The organism is Streptomyces sp. NPDC058773 (assembly GCF_042746015.1).
Taxonomy (GTDB): Bacteria; Actinomycetota; Actinomycetes; order Streptomycetales; family Streptomycetaceae; genus Streptomyces.
Map to the genome: position 1 here is coordinate 1 of NZ_JBHYPE010000054.1, position 21,788 is coordinate 21,788.

Sequence of the window (21,788 nt, forward strand, 5' to 3'; positions counted from 1 at the left end):
AAGGAACGGACGCTTCCTTTGTGCCTGTTTCACCAGGCTCTCCGGGCGCTTCCCTTCGGTCTTGCGTTTCCGACTCTATCAGATCCTTGCGGTTCCGATTTTCGCCGGTGCGTTTCGGCCTTTCGGCTTCTTCGCGGTTCCAACCGTACCAGATCCGTTTCCGTCTCTGGCCCCCTGTTGGAACGGGGTCGGCCGTTCGGCTTTCACTTTTCGGCCTTTCCGACTCTATCAGATTCGTTTCGGTCCGTTGCCGGTCCGAATTCGTTTCCGAATCCCCGTCGGAGGGGGGGTGCCTTTTGGCTTTTCCGACTTTATCAGAAGGAGTGCGACCGAATTAAATCGGCCGGGGCTTCCGGTAAGTGGTCGGTTGCGCTTCGCCGAATTGAAATTCCGGCCGAAGCGGAGAAGAGGCTAACGCGTCGCCGATGAACTTGTCCAGTTCGTTGCAACCGTTCGAATCTACCTCCCCCTGATGCCTGTGTCAACGGGCTTCTGGGGCGAAGAGGAGATTAGCAGGTCAGCGGGGCCCGATGCACATCACGCGGCGGTCGGCAGGGCGGCTTCGCGGTCGGCGAGGTCGACGTCGCCGGTGGCTCCGGCACGTACGGCACGGCCGCCCAGGACGTAGACGTACAGGAGGAAGGCCAGTTCGGCGGCTGTGCCGATGCCTATGCGGGCCCAGGTGGGGAGGCCGGAAGGCGTGACGAAGCCTTCCAGGGCGCCGGATATGAAGAGGACGGCGGCGAGTCCGATGGCGACGCCGAGGGCGGAGCGGCCTTCCTCGGCGAGGGCCGTGCGGCGGGTGCGCGGGCCGGGGTCGATCAGGGTCCAGCCCAGGCGGAGGCCGATGCCGGCGGCGACGAATACGGCGGTCAGTTCGAGGAGGCCGTGCGGAAGGATCAGGCCGAGGAAGGTGTCGAGGCGGCCCGCTGAGGACATCAGGCCGATGCCGACGCCCAGGTTGAGCATGTTCTGGAAGAGGATCCACAGGACGGGGAGGCCGGCGAAGGCCCCGAGGACGAGGCACAGGGCTACGGCCTGGGCGTTGTTCGTCCATACCTGGGCGGCGAAGGACGCGGCGGGGTGGCTGGAGTAGTAGGTCTCGTACTGGCCCCCGGGGCGGGTCATGGCGCGGAGGTCCTCCGGGGCGCCGATGGCTGCCTGGACCTCGGGGTGTGCGGCTATCCACCAGCCGAGGAGGGCGGCGACCGCGGTGGAGAGGATCGCGGTGGGGATCCACCAGTGGCGCAGTCGGTAGACGGCTGCCGGGAAGGCCGTGGTGAAGAAGCGGGCGGTGTCTCGCCAGGAGGCCTTGCGGGCGCCGGTCACGGTACTGCGGGCGCGGGCCACGAGGGCCGTGAGGCGGCTGGTCAGCGCGGGATCGGGGGCGCTGGAGAGGAGGAGGGAGAGGTGGGTGGTGGTGCGTTGGTAGAGGGCGACCAGTTCGTCGGCCTCGGCTCCTGTGAGACGGCGTTTGCGGCTCAGCAGTGCTTCGAGCCGGTCCCATTCGGCGCCATGGGCCGTGACGAAGACATCGAGGTCCATAGGTGTCGCTCCTCGCAGCGCCGTGGGTGAGTGCCGGGTCAGCTTGGCAGACTGGCCGTGTCCGGCGTGGGGTGGGCGGGAATTCGGGGATCGAGAGGGAGTGGGGCGCGGCGTGAGGGAACTCGTCACGGGTGAAGCGGTGGTGCTGGGGCTGCGGCCGGCCAGGCTGCCGAGCCGGGGGCTGGCGGTGGCGGTCGATGTGGCCGTGGCCTGGGTGATCTACATCGGCATCTCGCTGATGCTGGTGAGCGCGACCTCTTCCATGGACAGTGCGGCGGTGGCGGCCGTTTCGGTGGCGTCGTTCGTGCTGGTGCAGGTCGGGATCCCGATCGTCGTCGAGACGCTGAGCCAGGGGCGGTCGCTGGGAAAGCTGATCTGTGGACTGCGGGTCGTACGGGAGGACGGCGGGCCGATCCGGTTCCGGCATGCGCTGGTGCGTGGGGCCATGGGAGCCATCGAGATCGTGATGACCATGGGGGTGGTGGCGGCCATCGCGTCGCTGGTGTCGGCGCGGGGGCGTCGGCTGGGTGACGTGTTCGCCGGGACGTTGGTCATACGGGAGCGGATGCCGGTGGCGGCGGCCGGGACGGCGCTGCCGCCACCGCCGCCGTGGCTGGTGGCGGAACTCGGGGCGCTGGACCTTTCGCGGGTCCCCGATGGGTGGTGGCTGACCGTACGGCAGTACCTGGCGCGGATGGGGCAGCTGGATCCGCAGGTCGGCGGGGCGATGGCAGGGCGGCTGGCGGAGGACCTGCGCGGGTTCACCGGGGTGCCGGTGCCTGCGGGGGTGTATCCGGCCGCCTACCTGGCGGCGGTGGCCGGGGAGCGGCAGGCACGGGAGTCGCAGCGGGCGTTCGGGGCGTCGGTCGTCGGGCCTGCGGCGGGCGACGGGGCGGCGAGGCCTGTCGGCGCGGTGTCTGCGGAGCGCGGAGAGGGCGCGCCCGGTGGGCAGGCCGGTGCCGGTGGGGGCGGGGCTCGGGCCGGTGCGACTTGGTCGTCGGCTGCGCCTGTGGAGGCGGCGGGGGACGGCGTGGCATCCGGGCACGCAGGTGCGGCGCCGGCGGCGGGCGGAGCGTGGGCTCCGCCAGACGGTGGCGCGGGGGCACCTGCCGCGGTGGCCGGCGGCGGAGTTGCTGGTGGCGGGATGCCGCGTGGGGACGGTGGCGGGCTCACGGGCGCGTCGGGGACGGTGCCGGCGGGTCATGAGGGGGACGGCGGGGGTGAGCGGGCGCCGCGTACGGGGTTTGCGCCGCCGGTGTGAGGCGGGCTGTGAGGAGGCTGCCGGCGGGGCGGGGCGGGGGTTGTTGAGGTTTGCCGGGCGGGCGTGTGGTGAGGGCGCCGTCCGGGGTTCGCCGCGTGTCACATGTCGGCGGCGGGGCCACGTAGAGCCCGGTGCTCTGGCCCTGGTGTGGCCTGGCCCTGGGAGGGCGGAGCCGCAGTGCTGGGACGTACGTGCTGGCTGCTGGGTGCGTACGACGGGACAGGAGCCTGGCTCGGCTCGGGTTCGGCCAGGGTGTGCCCGGTGCCGGGAGGCGAGCCGGAGCGGCCAGGGGCGGTGGCCTCGTCGGCGCTACCCCTGCTGTCTGCCGTGGGGTGGGGTTGGAGCGTGCGGCCGCCGGCCCCGTAGCACGTTCGGCACGTTCGGCATGTGGAGTCGGCGCCGCGAGCCGCGGGAGCGCAACCGGCGGGCATGAGCCGGACGAGCACGGCGTGCGGCCAGCGGACCAGAGCGGGAGGGGAGCAACCGGCTGCGCCGGGCCGCTCAGGAGAACGTCGACGGTGGGGACTCGAGGGATTCGAGTTCGATGCCGGGGGCGGAGAGGACCACGTCGCCCGCGAGGTGAACGGTGTGCTGTTCGCCGGTCTCCAGGTCGTTGACCTGGTATTCGTCGGCGATGAGCGGGGCGTTGTCAGTGGCGTGTGGTGTGCTTTTCACCAGGGCCCAGGACTGGTCGAGCGTGCGGGGGGCGAGGACGGGGCGTGTGAAGGCGACGAGGCGGGTGCGGACGGCGCCGGCGCCGAGGGCGGGGCGCAGGAGGCGGGAGGTGGCGATGAGGAACGCGGGGGACGCGCCGGTGAAGGAGTGGGCCCGGACGTTGCCTTCGGTGGCGTGCTCGCCGGTGGGGTCGGTGCGTACCCAGGTGACGCCGTCCAGGGCGGCGCCGCGGACCTGCCAGGCGGAGGCGTGCAGTTCGAGGCGGAGGGGGCGGCCGAGTTCGTCGAGGGTGAGGTCGACGGAGCCGGTGTGCTCGCCGGAGGGGTTGACGATCTGGGAGACGTAGCGCCAGCCGGAGGGGCCGGTGGCGCAGTGGAAGTGCTCTTCACCCAGGGGGGTGTGATCGTGCGGGTCGTGGAGGGAGTAGTGGCCGCGGGGCATGGGGGTGCAGTCCTTCGGCCGGCGGTGCGGGCCGGTGAGTCGGGGATGGCGGGTCTGTACGGAGACCTTATGGGCCAGGCCCCCGCCGGGGGAGGCGAGGGCCTGGTGTCACCAGCTGCTGAGGAGGGGCACCGGCCGGTCAGGGGTGCTGACCCGCCGGTGACCGCCGCTGGATCAGTAGCGGTAGTGGTCGGGCTTGTACGGGCCCTCGACCTGGACGCCGATGTAGGCGGCCTGCTCGGGACGCAGCTCGGTGAGCTTGACGCCGAGCGCGTCGAGGTGGAGCCGGGCGACCTTCTCGTCGAGGTGCTTGGGCAGCACGTAGACGTCGGTCGGGTACTCCTCGGGCTTGGTGAACAGCTCGATCTGGGCCAGCGTCTGGTCCGCGAACGAGTTGGACATCACGAAGGAGGGGTGACCGGTGGCGTTGCCCAGGTTGAGCAGACGGCCCTCGGACAGCACGATCAGGACCTTGCCGTCCGGGTGGGTCCAGGTGTGCACCTGCGGCTTGACCTCGTCCTTGACGATGCCCTCGATCTGGGCCAGACCGGCCATGTCGATCTCGTTGTCGAAGTGACCGATGTTGCCGACGATCGCCTGGTGCTTCATCCGGGCCATGTCGGACGCCATGATGATGTCCTTGTTGCCCGTGGTGGTGATGAAGATGTCGGCGGTCTCGACCACCTCATCCAGGGTGGTGACCTGGTAGCCGTCCATCGCCGCCTGAAGGGCGCAGATCGGGTCGATCTCGGTGACGATGACGCGGGCGCCCTGGCCGCGCAGCGACTCCGCACAGCCCTTGCCGACGTCGCCGTAGCCGCAGACCACGGCGGTCTTGCCGCCGATGAGGACGTCGGTGGCGCGGTTGATGCCGTCGATGAGGGAGTGGCGGCAGCCGTACTTGTTGTCGAACTTCGACTTGGTCACGGCGTCGTTCACGTTGATCGCCGGGAAGAGCAGGTCACCGTCGCGGTGCATCTCGTAGAGACGGTGCACACCGGTGGTGGTCTCCTCGGTCACACCGCGGATCTCGGAGGCCAGGTTGGTCCACTTCTGCGGGGACTCCGCCAGCGTGCGGGTCAGCAGCTCCAGGATGGCGCGGTGCTCGTCGCTCTCCGCGGTCTCGATCGCGGGGACCTTGCCGGCCTTCTCGTACTCGACGCCCTTGTGGACGAGGAGGGTGGCGTCGCCACCGTCGTCGAGGATCATGTTCGGGCCGCCGGTGGGCGAGTTGGGCCAGGTCAGCGCCTGCTCCGTGCACCACCAGTACTCCTCCAGGGACTCGCCCTTCCAGGCGAAGACCGGGATGCCCTGCGGCGCGTCGGGCGTGCCGTTCGGGCCCACCGCGATGGCCGCGGCGGCGTGGTCCTGGGTGGAGAAGATGTTGCAGGACGCCCAGCGGACCTCGGCGCCCAGAGCGGCCAGGGTCTCGATCAGGACGGCGGTCTGCACGGTCATGTGCAGCGAACCGGTGATGCGGGCACCGGCCAGCGGCTGGGCGGCGGCGTACTCCTTGCGGATCGCCATCAGACCGGGCATCTCATGCTCGGCGAGGGTGATCTCCTTGCGGCCGAAGGCGGCGAGGGACAGGTCGGCGACCTTGAAGTCCTGGCCGGTGGCTGCTGTGGTCATGCGGGCTGCTCCTCGAGCGTCGAGGTGGATGGGCGGGCAGTCTGCGGCGCGGGCCTGGGTCTCCCCAGCTACCACTGGGGGAGTTCGAGCGTACGCGGAAGCGGACGCACCTCTCCCCCTGGCCGCAGCGCAGTCCGTCGGAGGCCCTCTCTCCCTCGGCCGGTCCGCGGTGCGGACCGCCCGACCGCCATCAGCAGCGACGTCTGGCACTGGGCACGAATCTACACCGGTCGGCCCAGTGAACCCCAGCCCGGAGGGGCCGGTCCGGTGTGGTCCCAGCCATGAAGGGAGGTGGAAGCGGCGTGTGATTCCAGGGGACCGGGGGCCGGGCGGCCCGCGTCCCGGCCGCCGCGGGCCGGGGTGGCCGGAGGGGTTTGCCTGCGCTGTGCCGTCGTGCAGGATGCCCGGAGCGCGGAACACTCGCACGACCGCGCGCACGTTCCTAAGGAGAGCCACGTGACCACCAGTCCAGCTGAGCCCCTCAAGGGCGCGGGGACGAGCGGAAAAGGGCTGAAGCTGCTCGCAGTGACCGCCTGCCCGACCGGTATCGCCCACACGTACATGGCCGCGGAGAAGCTGGCCGAGGCGGCCCGGTCCCTCGGGCACGAGATCAAGGTGGAGACGCAGGGCTCCATCGGGGCTGAGAATCAACTGTCTGACAACGATGTCAGCGACGCGGACGCCATCATCATCGCCGCGGACAAGGACGTCGACCGCAGCCGGTTCGTCGGCAAGCGGGTCCTGGCGGTCGGTGTCGCCGAGGGCATCCGGCACCCCGAGCAGCTGATGGAGCGGGCGCGGAACGCGCCGGTATACGGAGGCGAGGAGGGCGCCGGGGCCGGTACGGGCAACGGCGCGGCCCCGGCTACCGGCGGCAAGGAGCGCAGCGTCACGTACAAGGCGCTGATGAACGGCGTCAGTTACATGATCCCGTTCGTGGTGGTCGGCGGTCTGCTGATCGCGGTCTCGCTGGCGCTGGGCGGGCATCCGCAGGCCGACGGCGGGCTGGTCATCCCCGACGGGTCGTTCTGGAAGCACGTCAATGACATCGGCGTCGTCGGCTTCACGCTGATGGTGCCGGTCCTCTCCGGCTATATCGCCTATGCGATCGGCGACCGGCCGGCGCTGGTGCCGGGCATGATCGGCGGCTGGATCGCCAACACCGGCTCGCTGTACGACTCCAAGGCGGGCGCGGGCTTCATCGGCGCGATCGTCACCGGTTTCCTGGCCGGCCATCTGGTGCGGTGGATCAAGAAGGTCCAGGTTCCCAAGTTCGCCCGGCCGATCATGCCGATCATCGTGATTCCGATCGTGTCGACAACGGCACTCGGGCTGTTCTTCATCTACGTGATCGGGAAGCCCATCTCCTGGGTGTTCACCCAGCTCACGGGGTTGCTCAGCGGGATGACCGGGTCCAGCGCGATTCTGCTCGGTGCACTCCTCGGCCTCATGATCGCGTTCGATATGGGCGGTCCGGTCAACAAGACCGCGTTCCTGTTCGGTGCAGGGCTGATCGCGTCCGGCAACCAGACCGTGATGGGCATGTGCGCCGCGGCGATACCGGTGATGCCGCTCGGCCAGGGGCTGGCCACACTGGTCCGTCGCCGCCTGTACTCCGAGCAGGAGCGCGAGACGGGCATGGCGGCGCTGTTCATGGGGCTCTTCGGGATCTCGGAGGGCGCGATTCCGTTCGCCGCGGCGCGGCCCGCGCAGGTCATCCCGGCGAACATGCTCGGTGGTGCGGTGGCCGGCGCCCTCGCGGGGATGACCGGGGTGGCGGACGCGGTGCCGCACGGCGGGCCGATCGTGGCGGTGCTGGGAGCGGTCGGCGGGGTGCCGGCGTTCTTCCTCGCCGTAGTGGCCGGCTCGGTGGTCACGGCGCTCACGACGGTGACACTGGTGGATATCGCGGAGCGGCGGAAGGGCGAGGTGCGGGCAGCGAGTGGTGCGGGTGCCGGTGCCGAAGGAGGCGCGGGCGTGGGTGCGGTGGATTCCGTGGCTGTGGCTGCTGCCTCGGTTGCGGCGCCGGGGCCGGTGTCGGGACCGGGGCCGGTGTCGGGGTCGGGACCGGGGCCGGTGTCGGGGTCGGGACCGGCTGCGGAATCGGTTGCCGGGCCCGTCGGTGGTCCGGATCAGGAAGCGGAGGGTGGGGTCGCGGATTCCGCCGGGACGGCTGGCCGCGTCCCCACTGGCAACGATGTCAGCAGCGAGGGCGGCCGCGACGCGGGCCTCGATGCCGGCCTCGGTGCGGACCCCGGCGCGGAGGTGCTCTCCGGCTACGTCACCGGGCAGACCGTCAAGTCGCAGCTCGACGCCGACGAGAAGGAGGCGGCGATCCGTGAGCTGGCCGAGCTGGTGGCCCGCACCGGCAAGGTGGCGGACGTCGACGAGCTGGTCCGGGTGGCGCTGGCCCGTGAGGCGCAGGGCACGACCGGGCTCGGCGAGGAGATCGCCATCCCGCACGCCAAGACGGACGCGGTGACGGCTCCGGTCGTCGGCTTCGCGCGATCGGCGGACGGTATCGACTGGGGTTCGCTCGACGGCACGCGCGCCAGGCTGCTCTTCCTGATCTCGGTGCCGGAGGCGGCGGCCGGGGACGAGCATCTGCGCATCCTGGCGCTGCTGTCGCGGAAGCTGATGGACGCGGACTTCCGGGCCCGGTTGCAGGAGGCGGAGGACGGGGCGGCGATTCTGCGGGTGCTCGGGGAGATCCAGTAGGGCGGGGGCGAACACATCCCGTAGGGGTGGCGTGGGCCCCCTCGGGGCCGTCAACGTGGTGGGGGCGGGGCGGTATTCCCCCTGGCTCGCGGCGAGTTCGGTATTCCCCGTGGCTCGCAGCGAGTTCGGTATTCCCCGTGGCTCGCAGCGAGTTCGGCGGAGCGGAGGGGGAGGGCCGGGGAGGGAGGGCGGGGGCCGAGGCCGGAGGCCAGAGGTTGAAGGCCAGAGGCTGAGAGCCGGAGGTCGCGAAGCCGCCGGGAGGCCCGCGGGGCGAACGGCCCTGGGGCGGCAGCCCCCCGGGGCGGCAGACCTGGGGGCGAGAAGCCAGAGCGCCGGCCCCGGAGGTTCACCTCCCCGAGCCGACTGGCGTGGCGAGGCTCTTCCCGTACAGCCTGCACCGCCCTCCCCCGAAACACGCCAAGGCCCCCGCACTCCTCACGAGTGCGGGGGCCTTGCCACGTTCCACTACGGCGGGAGGGTCACAAGGACCGGCACCTCACAAGCGCGGCGCCTCAGCGGGCCCCTCGCCGGGGGCGGCGGCCAAGCTGCCGGAGCGCCGCCGTCCTCCCCCCGACCGCCTACTCCCCGCCCGGGGACGTCGACGCGTCGGGGCCTGCGGCGGCCGTGGCCTCGTTGTAGATATCGGGTTCCAGGTAGATGACGCGGGCGATCGGGACGGCCTCGCGGATGCGGGCCTCGGCGGCGTTGATGGCGTTCGCGATCTCGGTGGCGGTGTCGTCGTGCTGGACCGCGATCTTGGCGGCGACCAGCAGTTCCTCCGGGCCGAGGTGGAGGGTGCGCATGTGGATGACGCGGGTGACGACGTCGCCGTCGACGACCGCTGCGCGGATCTTGGCAACCTGCTCGGGACCGGCCGCCTCGCCCAGCAGCAGCGACTTGGTCTCCGCGGCCAGCACCAGGGCGATCACCACCAGCAGCGCGCCGATGCACATCGTGCCGATGCCGTCCCAGATGCCGTCGCCGGTGGCGAGGGTCAGGCCGACGCCGCCCAGGGCGAGGACCAGGCCGACCAGTGCGCCGAAGTCCTCCAGCAGCACGACCGGCAGCTCGGGGGCCTTGGCGCGGCGGACGAACTGGGTCCAGGTCTGCTTGCCGCGCAGCTCGTTGGACTCCTTGATGGCCGTACGGAAGGAGAAGCCCTCGGCGATGATCGCGAAGACCAGGACGCCGATCGGCCAGTACCAGTCCTCCAGCGGATGTGGGTCGTGGATCTTCTCGTAGCCCTCGTAGAGCGCGAAGACGCCGCCGATGGTGAACAGGACGATGGAGACCAGGAAGCCGTAGATGTAGCGCTCACGGCCGTAGCCGAAGGGGTGCTCGGCGGTCGCCGCGCGCTTGGCCCGCTTGCCGCCGAGCAGCAGCAGGCCCTGGTTGCCGGAGTCGGCGACCGAGTGCACCCCCTCCGCCAGCATCGACGACGAGCCGCTGAAGGCGAAGGCCACGAACTTCGCTGCGGCAATCGCCAGGTTGGCGCCCAGCGCCGCAACGATCGCCTTTGTCCCGCCTGATGCGCTCATAGGTGCCGCATGTCCCTTCCGTCATCCGGGCTTTACCGCCCCTTTAATGCTGTGCGGCGGTCATTGTTGCAGCCCGGCGGCGGGCGTCGGTCACGAGGCCACCTGACGGACAGTTTCCGGCCGTCGTACCGGCGTTCCGGCCACCGCCGCCCCGGGCGGAGGCGAGGGCCGGGGGCCTTGCTCAGGCCACCACCGTCGCGCGGAAGAGCGTGCCGTCTCCCGAGAGCGTGATCCGCTCGCCGGCCGGTACGAACGCGGACTCACCGGGTGCCAGCGTCAGCCCGGCGCCTGCCCCGGCGCCCGTCCCCGTCTTCGCAGCGTCCTCGCGCAGTTCGACGGTGCCGGCCGTGCACAGCAGGATCTGCGGCGTACGGGAGACCAGCGGGTGCGGTGCGGCGCCGGGGGCCAGGGCGAAGCGGGAGAGCCGGAACTCATCGATGGGGGTCTCGTAGACCTCCTCGCCGGCCACCTCCTCGGGGCGCAGCACGCCCGCGTCTCCGGCCTCGAAGCGGACCACCCGGAGCAGTTCCGGGACGTCCACGTGCTTGGGGGTCAGACCGCAGCGCAGCACGTTGTCGGAGTTGGCCATCAGCTCGACGCCGAGCCCGCTGAGGTAGGCGTGCGGGATGCCGGCGCCGAGGAACAGCGCCTCGCCGGGCTGGAGCCGTACGTGGTTGAGCAGCATGGCGGCGAGGACGCCGGGGTCGCCCGGGTAGTGGTGGGCGAGGACGGCGTAGGCGGCGTAGGCGTCGGCGTGCGGTCCGCCCTTGGCCGCCAGCTGGTCGGCGGCGAGGGCGGCGTGCTCGACGGTCCCGGCGAGGGCGTGGTGCTCGGCGCTGAGGACGGCGGTGAGGACCTCGCGCAGCGCGGCCTCCTCGGGGCTGGCGCGCAGGATGTCGACGTACGGCTTGAGGTCGTCGACGCCGAGGGCCTCCAGGAGGTCCGCGGTCTGCGCCGGGTGCCGGAACCCGCACAGGCCGTCGAAGGGGGTGAGCGCGACGATCAGCTCGGGCTTGTGATTGGCGTCCTTGTAGTTGCGGTGGGCGGCATCGAGCGGGACGCCGCGCCGCTCCTCGTCGGCGAAGCCCTCCGCGGCCTGCGTCAGGTCGGGGTGGACCTGGAGGGAGAGCGGGGAGCCGGCCGCGAGGAGCTTGAGCAGGAAGGGCAGCCGGGGGCCGAAGGCGCGGACGGCATCAGCGCCCAGTTCCGTCTCGGGGGCGGCGTCGATCACCTCGGCCAGGGAGACGGGGCCGGCCCCGCGGTCGATGCGGGAGGGGGCGCCGGGGTGGGCGCCCATCCACATCTCGGCCTGGGGTTCGCCGGTCGGCGCGGTGCCCAGGAGCTCCGGGAGGGCGGTGGTGGAGCCCCAGGCGTAGGGGCGCACGGTATTGGCGAGGCGGTCCATGGGGCGGCTGCTTCCTGACAGTGGTACGTGCTGCGGGGTGGTGCCGGGGCGGCGCGAGCCGGGCGGGGCTCCGCGTTCACGCCCTGGGGCCCGCGGGTGCGGGCCTGCCAGCAAAGATCACTCGGTCCCGGCGAGCGCCAGGTAAACGGCGGCGAAATCCACGATGGCGAGTAGTTCAGCGGCCTTCTCCAGGTCGCTGCCGGAGTCGGCCTCCAGCTCGCTGACGGCGGTGTCGCGCTCCTCGGCGAGGGCCTGGGCGGCGCGGGTGGCGGACAGCGGGCCCGGTTCCCCGTCGCGCAGCAGGACGACCCGGGCGTGCAGGGCGGCGGGCTGTTCGACCCGGTCGCGGAAGAAGTCGTCCGGGTCGGCGCCCGCGGCCAAGGCGCCGGCCAGCAGGGTGCGGTGGGTGGCGAGCGCCTCGGGCAGCTCGGCGGCGAGGGCGGGGCGGCCGGCCAGCCCGGCGAGTTCGGTGGCGAAGTGCCGGCCGACGGCGCCGGCGACGGTGCCCTCGGTCCAGATCAGCGGGAGCGCGTCGGCGAGGTCGGCGGCGAGGGTCTTGCCGGGGTTGGTGTAGGTCGGGATGGCCGGGCCGCAGCGTTCGGCGAGCTGGTCGAGGCGGTCGGCGAGCCGGCCGAGGGCCTCCGGCGGGGCGTTGAGCAGACCGATCCGGTCGGCGAGCGAGAGCAGCGGGATGAGCACCGACCAGAGGGTGCCGGGGGCGGCGGGCGGGGCGCCCTCGACGTCGAATTCGGCGTCGTAGGGGGTGGTCGCCAGGGGGACGGCGAGGCCGCGGGCCTGGGTGACGGCTTCGGCGAGCGGGCCGCCGGCCGGGGTGACGGCGACGACGGTGCAGCCGCGGCGGGAGGCCTGCTCGACGAGCTCGGCGAGGCCGGGGTCGGCGGCGTCCGGGCCGGGGAGCAGCAGCAGGTCCAGGGGTCCGGCCCAGCCGGGCAGCGCCCAGCGCAGTGCGCCGGGCAGCGGGGCGACGCCGGTGGGCTGGAGGAGGGTGACGGGGCAGTTGCCGCCGCCGAGCGCCCTGAGGAGGTCCGCCACGCCGGCCGCGGCGGGGCCGGGGCCGGCGACCAATACGGCGCGCGGCCGCCCGTCGGGGTTCAGCCCGGGGATGCCGGATTCGGCGGCGGAGCGGGCGGCGGTACGGACCCGGGCGCCGGATTCGGCGACGCCGCGCAGCAGACCGAAGCGGTCGGCGCCGGCCAGCGCGTCAGGGGTGTCGAGGAGTGACTCGTCGAGCATGGTGGGCGCGGCCTCCGAATCGCCGGGTCGGGCGGGGGTGTGCCGGGCGGCGCCGGGGCGGGCCCGGCGGGGCCCGGTCAGGCGGGGCGGCGGGCCTCGTCGACGAGGAGTACGGGGATGCCGTCCCGGACGGGGTAGGCGAGGCCGCAGTCGCCGGAGGTGCAGAGCAGCTCGGGGTCGGCGGCGGAGTCCGTGGTCCGGTCCTGGAGCGGGGCATGGCACGCCGGGCAGGCAAGGATCTGGATCAGGCTGGCTTCGACCGGCATGGAGAGTGCTCCTTCGGGGCGGTTGCGGCGTGGCCAGCGTACCGCCGTACGGGGTGCGGGGGCCTGCTCGGCAGGGATTACGGGTGGTGCACGGGGGTGCGGGCGGCAGGCTCGGCGCGGCCGCCCGCCCCCTCGGCGGGGTGCTCCGGTGGCCCGCCGCGGTGTGCCGCGGCGGGTGCCGGGGTCAGCCGCGGATGATCGCCAGGGCCTCGTCGCGGACCCGGTCGGCGGTGGCGGTGTCGCGGGCCTCGACGTTCAGCCGGAGCAGCGGCTCGGTGTTGGAGGCGCGGACGTTGAACCACCAGTCGTCGGCGGTGACGGTCAGCCCGTCCAGTTCGTCGAGGGTGATGCCGTCGCGGCCCTCGTAGGCGGTCTTGATCGCGGCGAGCCGGCCGGCCTGGTCGTCGACGGTGCTGTTGATCTCGCCGGAGCCCGCGTACCGGTCGTACTGCGCGACCAGCTGCGACAGCGGACCGTCCTGGCCGCCGAGGGCCGCGAGGACGTGCATCGCGGCGAGCATGCCGGTGTCGGCGTTCCAGAAGTCGCGGAAGTAGTAGTGCGCGGAGTGCTCGCCGCCGAAGATGGCGCCGGTCGTGGCCATCTCCTCCTTGATGAAGGAGTGCCCGACGCGGGTCCGGACGGGGGTGCCGCCGTGCTCCTTGACGACCTCGGGCACCGACCAGGAGGTGATCAGGTTGTGGATGACCGTGCCGCCGGGGTGCTTGGCCAGTTCGCGGGCGGCGACCAGGGCGGTGATCGCGGACGGGGAGACCGGGTCGCCGTTCTCGTCGACGACGAAGCAGCGGTCGGCGTCGCCGTCGAAGGCGAGGCCGAGGTCGGCGCCGGTCTCGCGGACCCGCGCCTGGAGGTCGACGATGTTCGCCGGATCGAGCGGATTGGCCTCGTGGTTGGGGAACGAGCCGTCCAACTCGAAGTACATCGCGTCCAGTTCGAGCGGCAGGCCCTCGAAGACGGTCGGGACGGTGTGGCCGCCCATGCCGTTGCCCGCGTCCACCACGACCTTCAGCGGGCGGATGCCGCTCAGGTCGACCAGGCCGCGCAGATGGGCGGCGTAGTCCCCGAGGACGTCCCGCTCGGTGACGGTGCCGGGCTTGCCGGCCGGCTCGGGGGCGCCCTGGTCCGACCACCGTTCGACCAGGGCGCGGATGTCGGCGAGCCCGGTGTCCTGGCCGACCGGGGCGGCGCCGGCCCGGCACATCTTGATGCCGTTGTAGCGGGCCGGGTTGTGCGAGGCGGTGAACATGGCGCCGGGCAGACCGAGGGCGCCGCTGGCGAAGTACAGCTCGTCGGTCGAGCAGAGACCGATCAGGGTGACGTCCGCGCCGCGGGCCGCGGCCCCGCGCGCGAAGGCGCCGGACAGGCCGGGCGAGGAGGGCCGCATGTCGTGGCCGATCACGATCGCGTCCGCGGCGGTGATCTCGGCGAAGGCCGCTCCGAACAGCTCGGCCAGGGTTTCGTCCCACTGGGCGGGGACGACGCCGCGTACGTCATACGCCTTCACGATCTGCGACAGATCAGTCACAGCAAGCCCTCCTGGAGAGTCTCTACGTCCTCCCAACCTACCGGGCGGCGTGGCGCGGCGGCCGGGCATCCCCGGGTGCGGGCCGTGGCGGCGGGCGGGTTGACCGGATGCGGCGGGCGGGCCGGGAGGCCGGCCGTCGGTGGTCCGCCGGCGGCGGTCAGGAATCCGGTGAGCGCAGCACCCGGAGGTGGCCGCGGCGGGCGACCTCCATGGGGTGGGTGTCGCGGTCGCCGGGGGCGTGGGTGCCGCCGGCGGCGCGTTCCTGGGGGCGGGCGGCCTCGCGCACGGCGTTCGCCAGTGCTTCGAGGTCGTCGCCGCTGGGGCGGGCCGGGCCGGAGTCGAGGGCGAGGCGGACGACTTCCCAGCCGCGGGGCGCGGTCAGCCGCTCGGAGTGCTCGGCGCACAGGTCGTAGCAGTGCGGTTCGGCGTAGGTGGCGAGCGGTCCGAGCACGGCGGTCGAATCCGCATAGACGTACGTCAGCGTTGCGACGGCGGGGCGGCCGCACGCAGTGCGCGAACAGCGACGTACAGGGCTCACGACGTTGGACGGTACCGCACTCTTGAGCGGGCCGCGACGACTCTCCCCCGGCTCACCCAACCGTGTCGTCCCGCTTCGTCCGATGCGTCTGACCTGCACCCGCTCGACCTGACCTGGCCCGGCCGGGCCGGTGAGGACCGTACGCGGCGCGGAAACCCGTCACGAGTCGATGCATTTCCCGCCATTCCGGCGTCGATCTGCGATCTCATGCCGGTATGCAAACGAACACAACGTGGACACGTCCGGTCACCCGGCGACATGCCCCCTCTTGCCGCGCTCCCCGGTGTCCGAGGGTGCTTGACGGCTACGCTCGATGCTGATGGACAGTCCTGTACCTCCCCGACCGCCGGAGCCGCGGCTCCGGCGCCGCGACCGCCACGGCCGCGGCATGCGCGGCCCGATCGCACCGCCCCAGGTGCCGCTGTCGGTGACCCGCGCCGAGGCCTTCGTGGACCTGGTCTACGACTCCCGGGACCGGCTGGAGCGCCGCTGGCCGCAGCTCTCCCGGGTCGACTTCCTGGTCCTGGAGGTGCCCGGTTCCGGCCCGGACGACGGGCCGGACGCGGCGGGCGACCCGCAGACCGTGCCGCTGGGGCGGATGGTGCCGGCCGCGGGCGGACATCGCGACCGGATCGTGATCTACCGGCGGCCGGTGGAGATCCGGACGAAGGGCCGTGACGAGCGGGCGCTGCTGGTCCACGAGGTCGTGGTCGAGCAGGTCGCCGAACTCCTCGGACTGGCCCCGGAGTCGGTGGACCCGCGCTACGGCCAGGAGTGAGGCCGCCGCGCGGGTCCTTCGGACGGTCCGCGGTCAGTTGGTCAGGACCGACAGATCCTGGCCCGCGGTCGGGACGAGGCGGGAGCCTCGGTCATCGGGCATCGGCTGGACGGTGAACGCGGGGAGCCCGCCCTGGGGCCGGGCCAGCATGCGGGCCGCGTAGACGGGGCCGCTGCCGGCCTCCGGCTCCACCGTCAGCGCGTAACTCCCCTTCAGGCCCTGCGGACGGGGCGGCTCGACGTCGAGGCTGCTGCCGCCCTTGACCGTGTAGGTCTTGGTGACCGGGGTGCCGCCGCCGCTGCCGGCCGACGCGGTGACCTTCACCTTGGCGTCCTTGCCCTTCTCGGGCGCGACCAGCGAGAGGGTGCTGCCCCGGTCGCGGTTGTCGGCGGCGGTGGCGCGCTTCTCGACCGGCCGGGTCGCGGGGATGAACGCCATCTCCTGCTTGGCGCCCTTGCCGCGGGTGACCCGCAGCGCGGCCGTCACCGGGGTCTTGGCGTCGGCGTCGGTGGGCGTGAGCACCAGTGAGCCGGCCTCGCCCTTGGTGAGGTCCTTGAGGTCCACGGCGGTGGTCATCCCGCTCTTGAGGTGCAGGGTCTCCAGCCCGGCGGGCGTGATCAGCCCGGTCGGGGTGGCCAATTGGACCTTCAGGTCGGCGTCGGACTCACCGGGGGCGAGGGCCACCAGCCGGACGGAGGTGGCGTCCTTCGGGATGCCGGGCAGCACCACGCCGGGTGCCGGGTCCGCGGCGGGCGGCAGCCAGTCGCTGCCGAGCTTGCCGTCGCTCGCCTGGACGGCGGCGCCGACCCGGCCCTCCCTGGCGACCACGTGCAGCGCGGCGTTGGTGGCGGGACTGCTGGTCAGGGTGGAGAGCAGCACCGGGACCGTGGTGTGCGGCGGTACCGAGATGTCCTCCCCCGCCGAGCCCGCCAACGACCCGTCCTTGCCGTGCAGTTCGAGGTCGACGACGGCCGGGGTCGCGTCGGGGTTGGTGAGGTGCACGTAGTCCTGGCGGTCGGTGGCGGTGCTGACGCCGGGGAACCAGAACGTCGTGTCGGGGGCGGTGCAGCTCAGCCCGAGGAGGCCGCGGCCCGCGCCGGCCGCGACGGAGGTGGTCTGCTGCACCGTCCAGCCGGGCGCGAGGGTGCCGTCCGCGTCGCCCACGAGGGCGGGGGCGTCGGCGCTGTCGGTGGTCGTGGTGACCGGCTCGCCGGCCTCCTGGAGGGGCACCACGGGCTTGGTGTCGCGGGGGGCGACCCGCTGCCCCGCCGCGGAGTCCGCGGCGGCCTCGCCCTTGTCCTTGCCCTTCTGCTTGCCCTTGCCGGCGGCGCCGTCGCCGGCGTCCCGCACGGTCCCGGCGGGCAGCAGCCGGGCGGTGCCCTTCTTGCCGCCCGCGCCGGCCGCGGCGCCCTTGGGGGCGAAGGCCGTGTACGTGGTCTCGCCGACCTCGGAGGAGGTCGGAGCGGGGCACAGCAGCGCGGAGCGCTGGACGGGCAGCCGGCTGCCGCCGCGGGGGACGGCCGGGCCGCCGTCGTCCGGCGCGGCCACGGCGGCGACGCCGGTGACCGCGCCCAGCGCGACGGCCACCCCGATCAGGGACATCATGGTGCGCTTCACTGCTGGTCGCTCCCGTCACGGCGCGGCTCGGGGTAGGAGCCGGGGTAGGTCCCGCCGTCGTCGTAGGGCTGCTGATGCTGCGGGCCGCCGTCGCCGTACTGCTGCTGCCCGTAGCCGTACGGGTCGTAGGCGCCCGCCTGGAAGGGGTCGGCGTACGGGTCGGCGGCCTGGTAGGGATCGGCCGGCGGGTACGGTCCGGGCCGGCCGTCCGGGTAGGCGTCGGCCGGTGCGTAGGGCTGCTGCCCGGGGGCCTGGCCCGGAGGCACGGCCTCGCCCGGCACGGCCTGCTGGGCGGCCTGCCACTCCGCGTAGGACGGCTGCTGCGGCACCGCCGCATACGGGTCGCCGGGAGTCAGGGGGGCATCCGCCGGGTCGCCGGCCGCGGCGGGCGGCTGGTCATCCGTGCCCGCCGCAGGGGCGCCGGCCGCCTCGGCCTGGGCCCGCAGACGCCGCGCCCGGCGGCCGTCGCCGGACGCCGCGGCGGCCTGCGCGGCGGCCGCGTCCTCGGGCAGGTCGTCGTCGATCTCCCGGCGGCGGCCCGGCAGCGCCAGCACCACCAGGACGACGGCGAGCAGGCCCTGCGCCCACAGCCAGAGGGTGTGGCCGATCGGGTTCTCGTGGGTGAGGTCGAGCGTGCCGCCCTCCGCGGGGAGCGCGAAGCCCTGGGCCCAGCCGTCGACGGTCACCGGCTTGAGCGGGGTGCCGTTGAGGGTGGCCTGCCAGCCCTCGTCGGCGCTGTCCGCGAGGCGCAGCACCCGGCCGCTGTCCCCGCCGGCCACCTTGGCGTGCGCCTCGACGGGACCGGCCGGTACGGCGACGGGGGCGACGGCCTCGCCCGCGCTGGTGCCGTCCTTGGCCGCGCCCGGGACGATCGAGACCCGCGAGACCCGCCGGTCGACGCGCCACAGGGCGCTGCCGTCGTCCTGGCTGAGCCGGGTCAGACCCGGGGTCGCGTCCAGCACCCGGCCCATTTCGCGCGGCGCCCCGTCCCTGACCAGGACGTAGCGGACCGCGTAGCCGCCGAGCTGGCTGGTCTGGTCGGCGCCGGAGCCGGCCACGAGGTGCGCGACGATGCCGCCGAGCCGCTTGTCCTCGCCCGCCGCGGCGGCCAGATCGGCGTCCCCGAGCCGGGCGCCGGAGCCGCGGACGAGGGTGTAGTCGACATGGCCGGGCGTGCCGTCGAGGACGAGGGTGCGGGCCCGGTCCGCGGTGCCGGACTCCTCGGCGACGAACGCCGGGACCTGCTCCGGGTTACGGCGCTCCAGCGGGCCGGACGCACCGGTGATCATCCAGCTGACCGCGGCGTAGAGCGGGGCGAGCACGGACGCCACCGCGATCAGCACCGCGACCGGCTGCTTCCAGCCGAAGCCGAGGCTGGCCATCCGGGTGCGGATGCCCTCGGCGCCGAGCGCCGCGGCGCACAGCAGCGCCAGGCCGTAGACCAGCATCGCGGGCCCGGTCCAGCCGGAGGCGTTGCCGAGCGCCGCGAAGAGCAGCCCGGCCAGCGCCACCGCCCAGGCGATGCGGATCGCGCGCTGCCGCTCGTCGCGGAGCGTCGCGGCGAGCGCGGCCAGCACGATGCCGAGGAACAGCACCCCGCCGGCGGCCTTGGGACCGCCGGGGCTGAGCCCGATGAGGTCGAGCACGGAAGCGGAGCCGGCGCCGTAGTCGAGCCCGGCCTCCTGGAAGAAGCCGGACGGCCGGCTCAGCAACGACAGCGACCAGGGCGCCAGCACCACGAACGGCACGACGGCCACCACCAGGAAGCGCAGCCCGTAGGCGAGCAGCAGCTCACGATTGCCGTCCAGGAAGCGCAGCACCAGCAGCGCGACGCCGAGCAGCACCGCGACCGGCCAGACGACCGGGGTGAAGGCCATGGTGAAGGTGATCAGCAGCGTGAACGCCCAGGTGGCGCGCCAGCTGGGCCGGGTTCCGGCCGGCAGCCGCAGCCCGCCGGCGGCGATCGCGGCACGCGCCATCAGGGGCAGCAGGACGGCGAGCACCGCGGTGCCCAGCCGGCCGCCCGCCAGCGCGCCGGCGGCCGCGGGCAGGAAGGCGTAGGCGATGGAGGCCCAGGCCCGCAGCAGCCGGGAGGCGACCAGCGGGCGGGAGGCGAAGTAGGCGGTGAGTCCGGCCAGCGGGACGGAGCAGACCAGCAGCAGGGTGACGGCGAAGCCGGTGCTGCCGAGGCAGACGCTCGCCACCAGGGCGACGACCGCCAGGTAGGGGGGCGCGGAGGCGCTGCCGCCGACGCCGACCGCATGCCAGCTGTCGAGGTACGCCGACCACAGGTCGGACACGCTGCCGGGGGCGGGCAGCATCGCGCCGCCGGTCAGGGCGCCGGAGCCGAGCAGTCCGCGGCAGGCGACCAGCGAGACCAGCAGCAGGGTGAGGAAGAGCAGCGGGGCCGGTTTGCGGGCGATCCGCTTGAGCCGGGCGAACTGCTCGATCTCCAGGAAGTCGGCGTCGTCACCGCCGGGCCCGGACTCCACCGCGCCGTGCCGGCCCGCCGAGGCGACATCCGGAGCGGCCCGCCCGGCGAGGTTGCCGGCGACCTGCTCGACGGTGGCCCGGACGGTCGCGCCCGGTGGCGGGAAGAGAGGCCGCAGCTCGCTCCCGTCGACCGCGGGCCGGCCTCTGCGTTTGCGTGCGGCGAGGATCTTGCCGGGCCGCAGCAGGGTGCCGAAGAGCCCGGCGAGTTCGTCCAGCGCCTGGCCCGGGACCTTGCCGACGAGGTAGGCGAGCACCCGCAGGAAGGTGCCGATCAGCAGCCGCAGCAGGACGTACGGGAGGATCGCGCCGCGGGTGTTGGTGAGCAGGGTGTAGACGGCGCCGGCCTTGTCGACACGGTGCGGGTTGGCGACGGAGCGGCCGACGCAGTCGATCGGGCGGCGTTCGCGGGCGGCGGCCTCGGCGTGCCGCAGGATGGCCTCCGGCGCGACCAGGACCTGGTGGCCGGCGGCCTGGGCGCGCCAGCACAGGTCGACGTCGTCCCGCATCAGCGGCAGCCGGCGGTCAAAACCGCCCAACTCCTCGTAGACGTCACGGCGGATGAGCATGCCGGCGGTGGAGACGGACAGCACCGAGCGCACCTGGTCGTGCTGGCCCTGGTCCTGTTCGCGGCGGTCCAGGCCGGTCCAACGGCGGCCGCTGCGGGCGATGCTGACGCCGGCCTCGAGCAACTGCCGGCGGTCGTACCAGCTGCGCAGTTTGGGGCCGACGATCACGGTGGAGGGGCTGGCGTCGGCGACCCGCAGCAGCTCGGCGAGCGCGTCCGGCTCGGGTGCGCAGTCGTCGTGCAGCAGCCACAGCCACTGGACCGGTTCGCCGTGCGGCAACTCCGGCATCTCGTACGCCTCGTCGCGCCAGGTGCGGGTGACCGGGTCCCAGCCGCTGGGCCGGCGCAGATACGGCAGATCGTCGGGGGTGAGCTGCGGGGCGGTGCGGACGGCTTCGTCGACGGCGGTGCCGAACCCGGAGCGGCGGGCGAGGTGCAGCACCCGCTGGTCCCCGATGGCCTCGGCGAGCAGCTGGGCGGAGCTGTCCGCGCTGCCGGTGTCGGCGCCGATGACGTTCTGCACCGGGCGCTCCTGGCCGAGCAGGCCGTTGAGCGCGTCGGGCAGCCAGCGGGCACCGTCATGGGAGACGATCACGGCGGTGACGACGTGCCGGGGGAACTCTGGGGTGGCAGCTGCGTGTGAGGCGGCCTGGGCCGCCGACTGGCTGTGCACGGACATCGAGGTACGGGCCCTCCGGACCCGGGAGTTCGAAGGCCCGCGGCGAAGTCGCGCTGGGCCCCGCCCCCGGAAGACACTGCGACGGACTACGAGGCGACGCGCGCGCCCGGCGGGGCGGCGGCGCATCTCGGACGGGGCCCCACACTAATGGTTCGCGCCGGTGCCCCGACCGGGTCCGTACACAGCAGTCCGCCTCCGGCGAGCAGGTCGCTGGAGGCGGAGGGTTCGCTATAGGGGGATATGGGGAGTTGGGGTGGTACGGCGGCGTGGCGCTCGGGGCCGCCCGCCCCCGATGGGTCCGGCTCGGCTGTCATCGTCAGACGGCGGCCTTCTTGAGCCGGCGCCGCTCGCGCTCGGACAGGCCGCCCCAGATGCCGAAGCGCTCGTCGTTGGCGAGCGCGTACTCCAGGCATTCGGACCGGACTTCGCAGGCGAGACAGACCTTCTTGGCCTCGCGGGTGGAGCCACCCTTCTCCGGGAAGAAGGACTCGGGGTCGGTCTGGGCGCACAGTGCGCGCTCCTGCCAGCCGAGCTCCTCGTCCGCCTCCTCGACCAGCAATTCCTGGAACAGCTCGGTCATGTGCGCCCCTCGTCTGTCTTTACGTCCCCGTGATCAAGCCGTGATCGATTTCGGCTGAACGACACGAGTGAAATTACAAGTGTGGTGATCCGGGCCAGTCAAGCCGAGATCTGCTATTGAGCCTCTTATTCACTCGGCGGAACCAAGCGGATGCGGAAAGTGTTCAAATCAGTAAAAACCAGGACACTTCCCCGGGCGCGCCCTCCCGGCGCGTCCTCTTCACACCTCAAGACGCGACCAGGCGGCGTTCACGTTGCACC

General features: G+C 73.1%; 15 protein-coding genes. 3 read left to right on the forward strand and 12 right to left on the reverse strand.

Annotated features, from left to right (window positions below; all coding sequences use genetic code 11):
- Nucleotides 1-537: 537 nt before the first annotated feature.
- The gene (locus tag ACFW5B_RS30860) at nt 538-1,545 is read right to left on the reverse strand and encodes a stage II sporulation protein M (RefSeq protein ID WP_386446825.1); all 1,008 of its coding nucleotides are present in this window, start codon (nt 1,543-1,545) and stop codon (nt 538-540) included.
- Between the two features lie 112 nt (nt 1,546-1,657).
- Here ACFW5B_RS30860 and ACFW5B_RS30865 point away from each other — a divergent pair, with 112 nt between their 5' ends.
- Complete coding sequence (locus tag ACFW5B_RS30865; protein WP_386446828.1) at nt 1,658-2,806, forward strand: RDD family protein; 1,149 nt, start codon at nt 1,658-1,660, stop codon at nt 2,804-2,806.
- A 501-nt stretch (nt 2,807-3,307) separates the two neighbouring features.
- Here the strand turns inward: ACFW5B_RS30865 and ACFW5B_RS30870 are convergent.
- Nucleotides 3,308-3,922: a hypothetical protein gene (locus ACFW5B_RS30870; protein WP_386446831.1), complete on the reverse strand. Its 615-nt coding sequence runs from the start codon at nt 3,920-3,922 to the stop codon at nt 3,308-3,310.
- Between the two features lie 174 nt (nt 3,923-4,096).
- Nucleotides 4,097-5,554 (reverse strand): adenosylhomocysteinase, encoded by a 1,458-nt coding sequence (ahcY, locus tag ACFW5B_RS30875; protein ID WP_386446834.1) that lies wholly within the window; start codon nt 5,552-5,554, stop codon nt 4,097-4,099.
- 525 nt (nt 5,555-6,079) lie between these two features.
- Between ahcY and ACFW5B_RS30880 the strand changes: the two genes are divergently transcribed.
- Nucleotides 6,080-8,272, forward strand: a complete 2,193-nt coding sequence (locus ACFW5B_RS30880) for a fructose-specific PTS transporter subunit EIIC (RefSeq protein WP_386446916.1) — start codon at nt 6,080-6,082, stop codon at nt 8,270-8,272.
- Between the two features lie 578 nt (nt 8,273-8,850).
- On the opposite strand, the gene ACFW5B_RS30885 is transcribed toward ACFW5B_RS30880, so the two are convergent.
- The 6 genes from ACFW5B_RS30885 to ACFW5B_RS30910 form a co-directional block, all read right to left on the reverse strand.
- Nucleotides 8,851-9,810 (reverse strand): cation diffusion facilitator family transporter, encoded by a 960-nt coding sequence (locus ACFW5B_RS30885; protein ID WP_386446837.1) that lies wholly within the window; start codon nt 9,808-9,810, stop codon nt 8,851-8,853.
- A gap of 181 nt (nt 9,811-9,991) precedes the next feature.
- Nucleotides 9,992-11,215: a mannose-6-phosphate isomerase, class I gene (gene manA, locus ACFW5B_RS30890; RefSeq protein ID WP_386446840.1), complete on the reverse strand. Its 1,224-nt coding sequence runs from the start codon at nt 11,213-11,215 to the stop codon at nt 9,992-9,994.
- Nucleotides 11,216-11,332: 117 nt separating this feature from the next.
- Nucleotides 11,333-12,469, reverse strand: coding sequence for an SIS domain-containing protein (locus tag ACFW5B_RS30895; protein ID WP_386446842.1), 1,137 nt, complete (start codon nt 12,467-12,469; stop codon nt 11,333-11,335).
- 77 nt (nt 12,470-12,546) lie between these two features.
- Entirely contained in the window at nt 12,547-12,735 is a 189-nt protein-coding gene (locus ACFW5B_RS30900; protein WP_386446845.1) for a Trm112 family protein, read from the reverse strand.
- A gap of 184 nt (nt 12,736-12,919) precedes the next feature.
- A complete protein-coding gene (locus tag ACFW5B_RS30905; protein WP_386446848.1) occupies nt 12,920-14,278 on the reverse strand; it encodes a phosphomannomutase/phosphoglucomutase in 1,359 nt (452 codons plus the stop codon).
- A 157-nt stretch (nt 14,279-14,435) separates the two neighbouring features.
- Entirely contained in the window at nt 14,436-14,876 is a 441-nt protein-coding gene (locus ACFW5B_RS30910; protein WP_078885876.1) for a DUF3499 domain-containing protein, read from the reverse strand.
- Between the two features lie 259 nt (nt 14,877-15,135).
- On the opposite strand from ACFW5B_RS30910, the gene ACFW5B_RS30915 reads away from it, so the two are divergent.
- Nucleotides 15,136-15,594 carry a metallopeptidase family protein gene (locus tag ACFW5B_RS30915; protein ID WP_386446852.1) on the forward strand — a complete coding sequence of 153 codons (459 nt, stop codon included), beginning with the start codon at nt 15,136-15,138 and terminating at the stop codon, nt 15,592-15,594.
- 33 nt (nt 15,595-15,627) lie between these two features.
- Here the strand turns inward: ACFW5B_RS30915 and ACFW5B_RS30920 are convergent, their stop codons facing one another.
- The 3 genes from ACFW5B_RS30920 to ACFW5B_RS30930 all read right to left on the reverse strand — a co-directional run bounded on the left by ACFW5B_RS30920 (nt 15,628) and on the right by ACFW5B_RS30930 (nt 21,528).
- Nucleotides 15,628-17,211 (reverse strand): DUF5719 family protein, encoded by a 1,584-nt coding sequence (locus tag ACFW5B_RS30920; RefSeq protein WP_386446855.1) that lies wholly within the window; start codon nt 17,209-17,211, stop codon nt 15,628-15,630.
- Nucleotides 17,208-20,948, reverse strand: coding sequence for a glycosyltransferase (locus ACFW5B_RS30925; RefSeq protein WP_386446858.1), 3,741 nt, complete (start codon nt 20,946-20,948; stop codon nt 17,208-17,210). Before ACFW5B_RS30925 ends, ACFW5B_RS30920 begins: the two co-directional genes overlap by 4 nt.
- Nucleotides 20,949-21,264: 316 nt before the next feature.
- On the reverse strand, nt 21,265-21,528 hold the full coding sequence (locus ACFW5B_RS30930) for a WhiB family transcriptional regulator (RefSeq protein WP_003983763.1): 264 nt from the start codon (nt 21,526-21,528) through the stop codon (nt 21,265-21,267).
- Between the last annotated feature and the right edge of the window lie 260 nt (nt 21,529-21,788).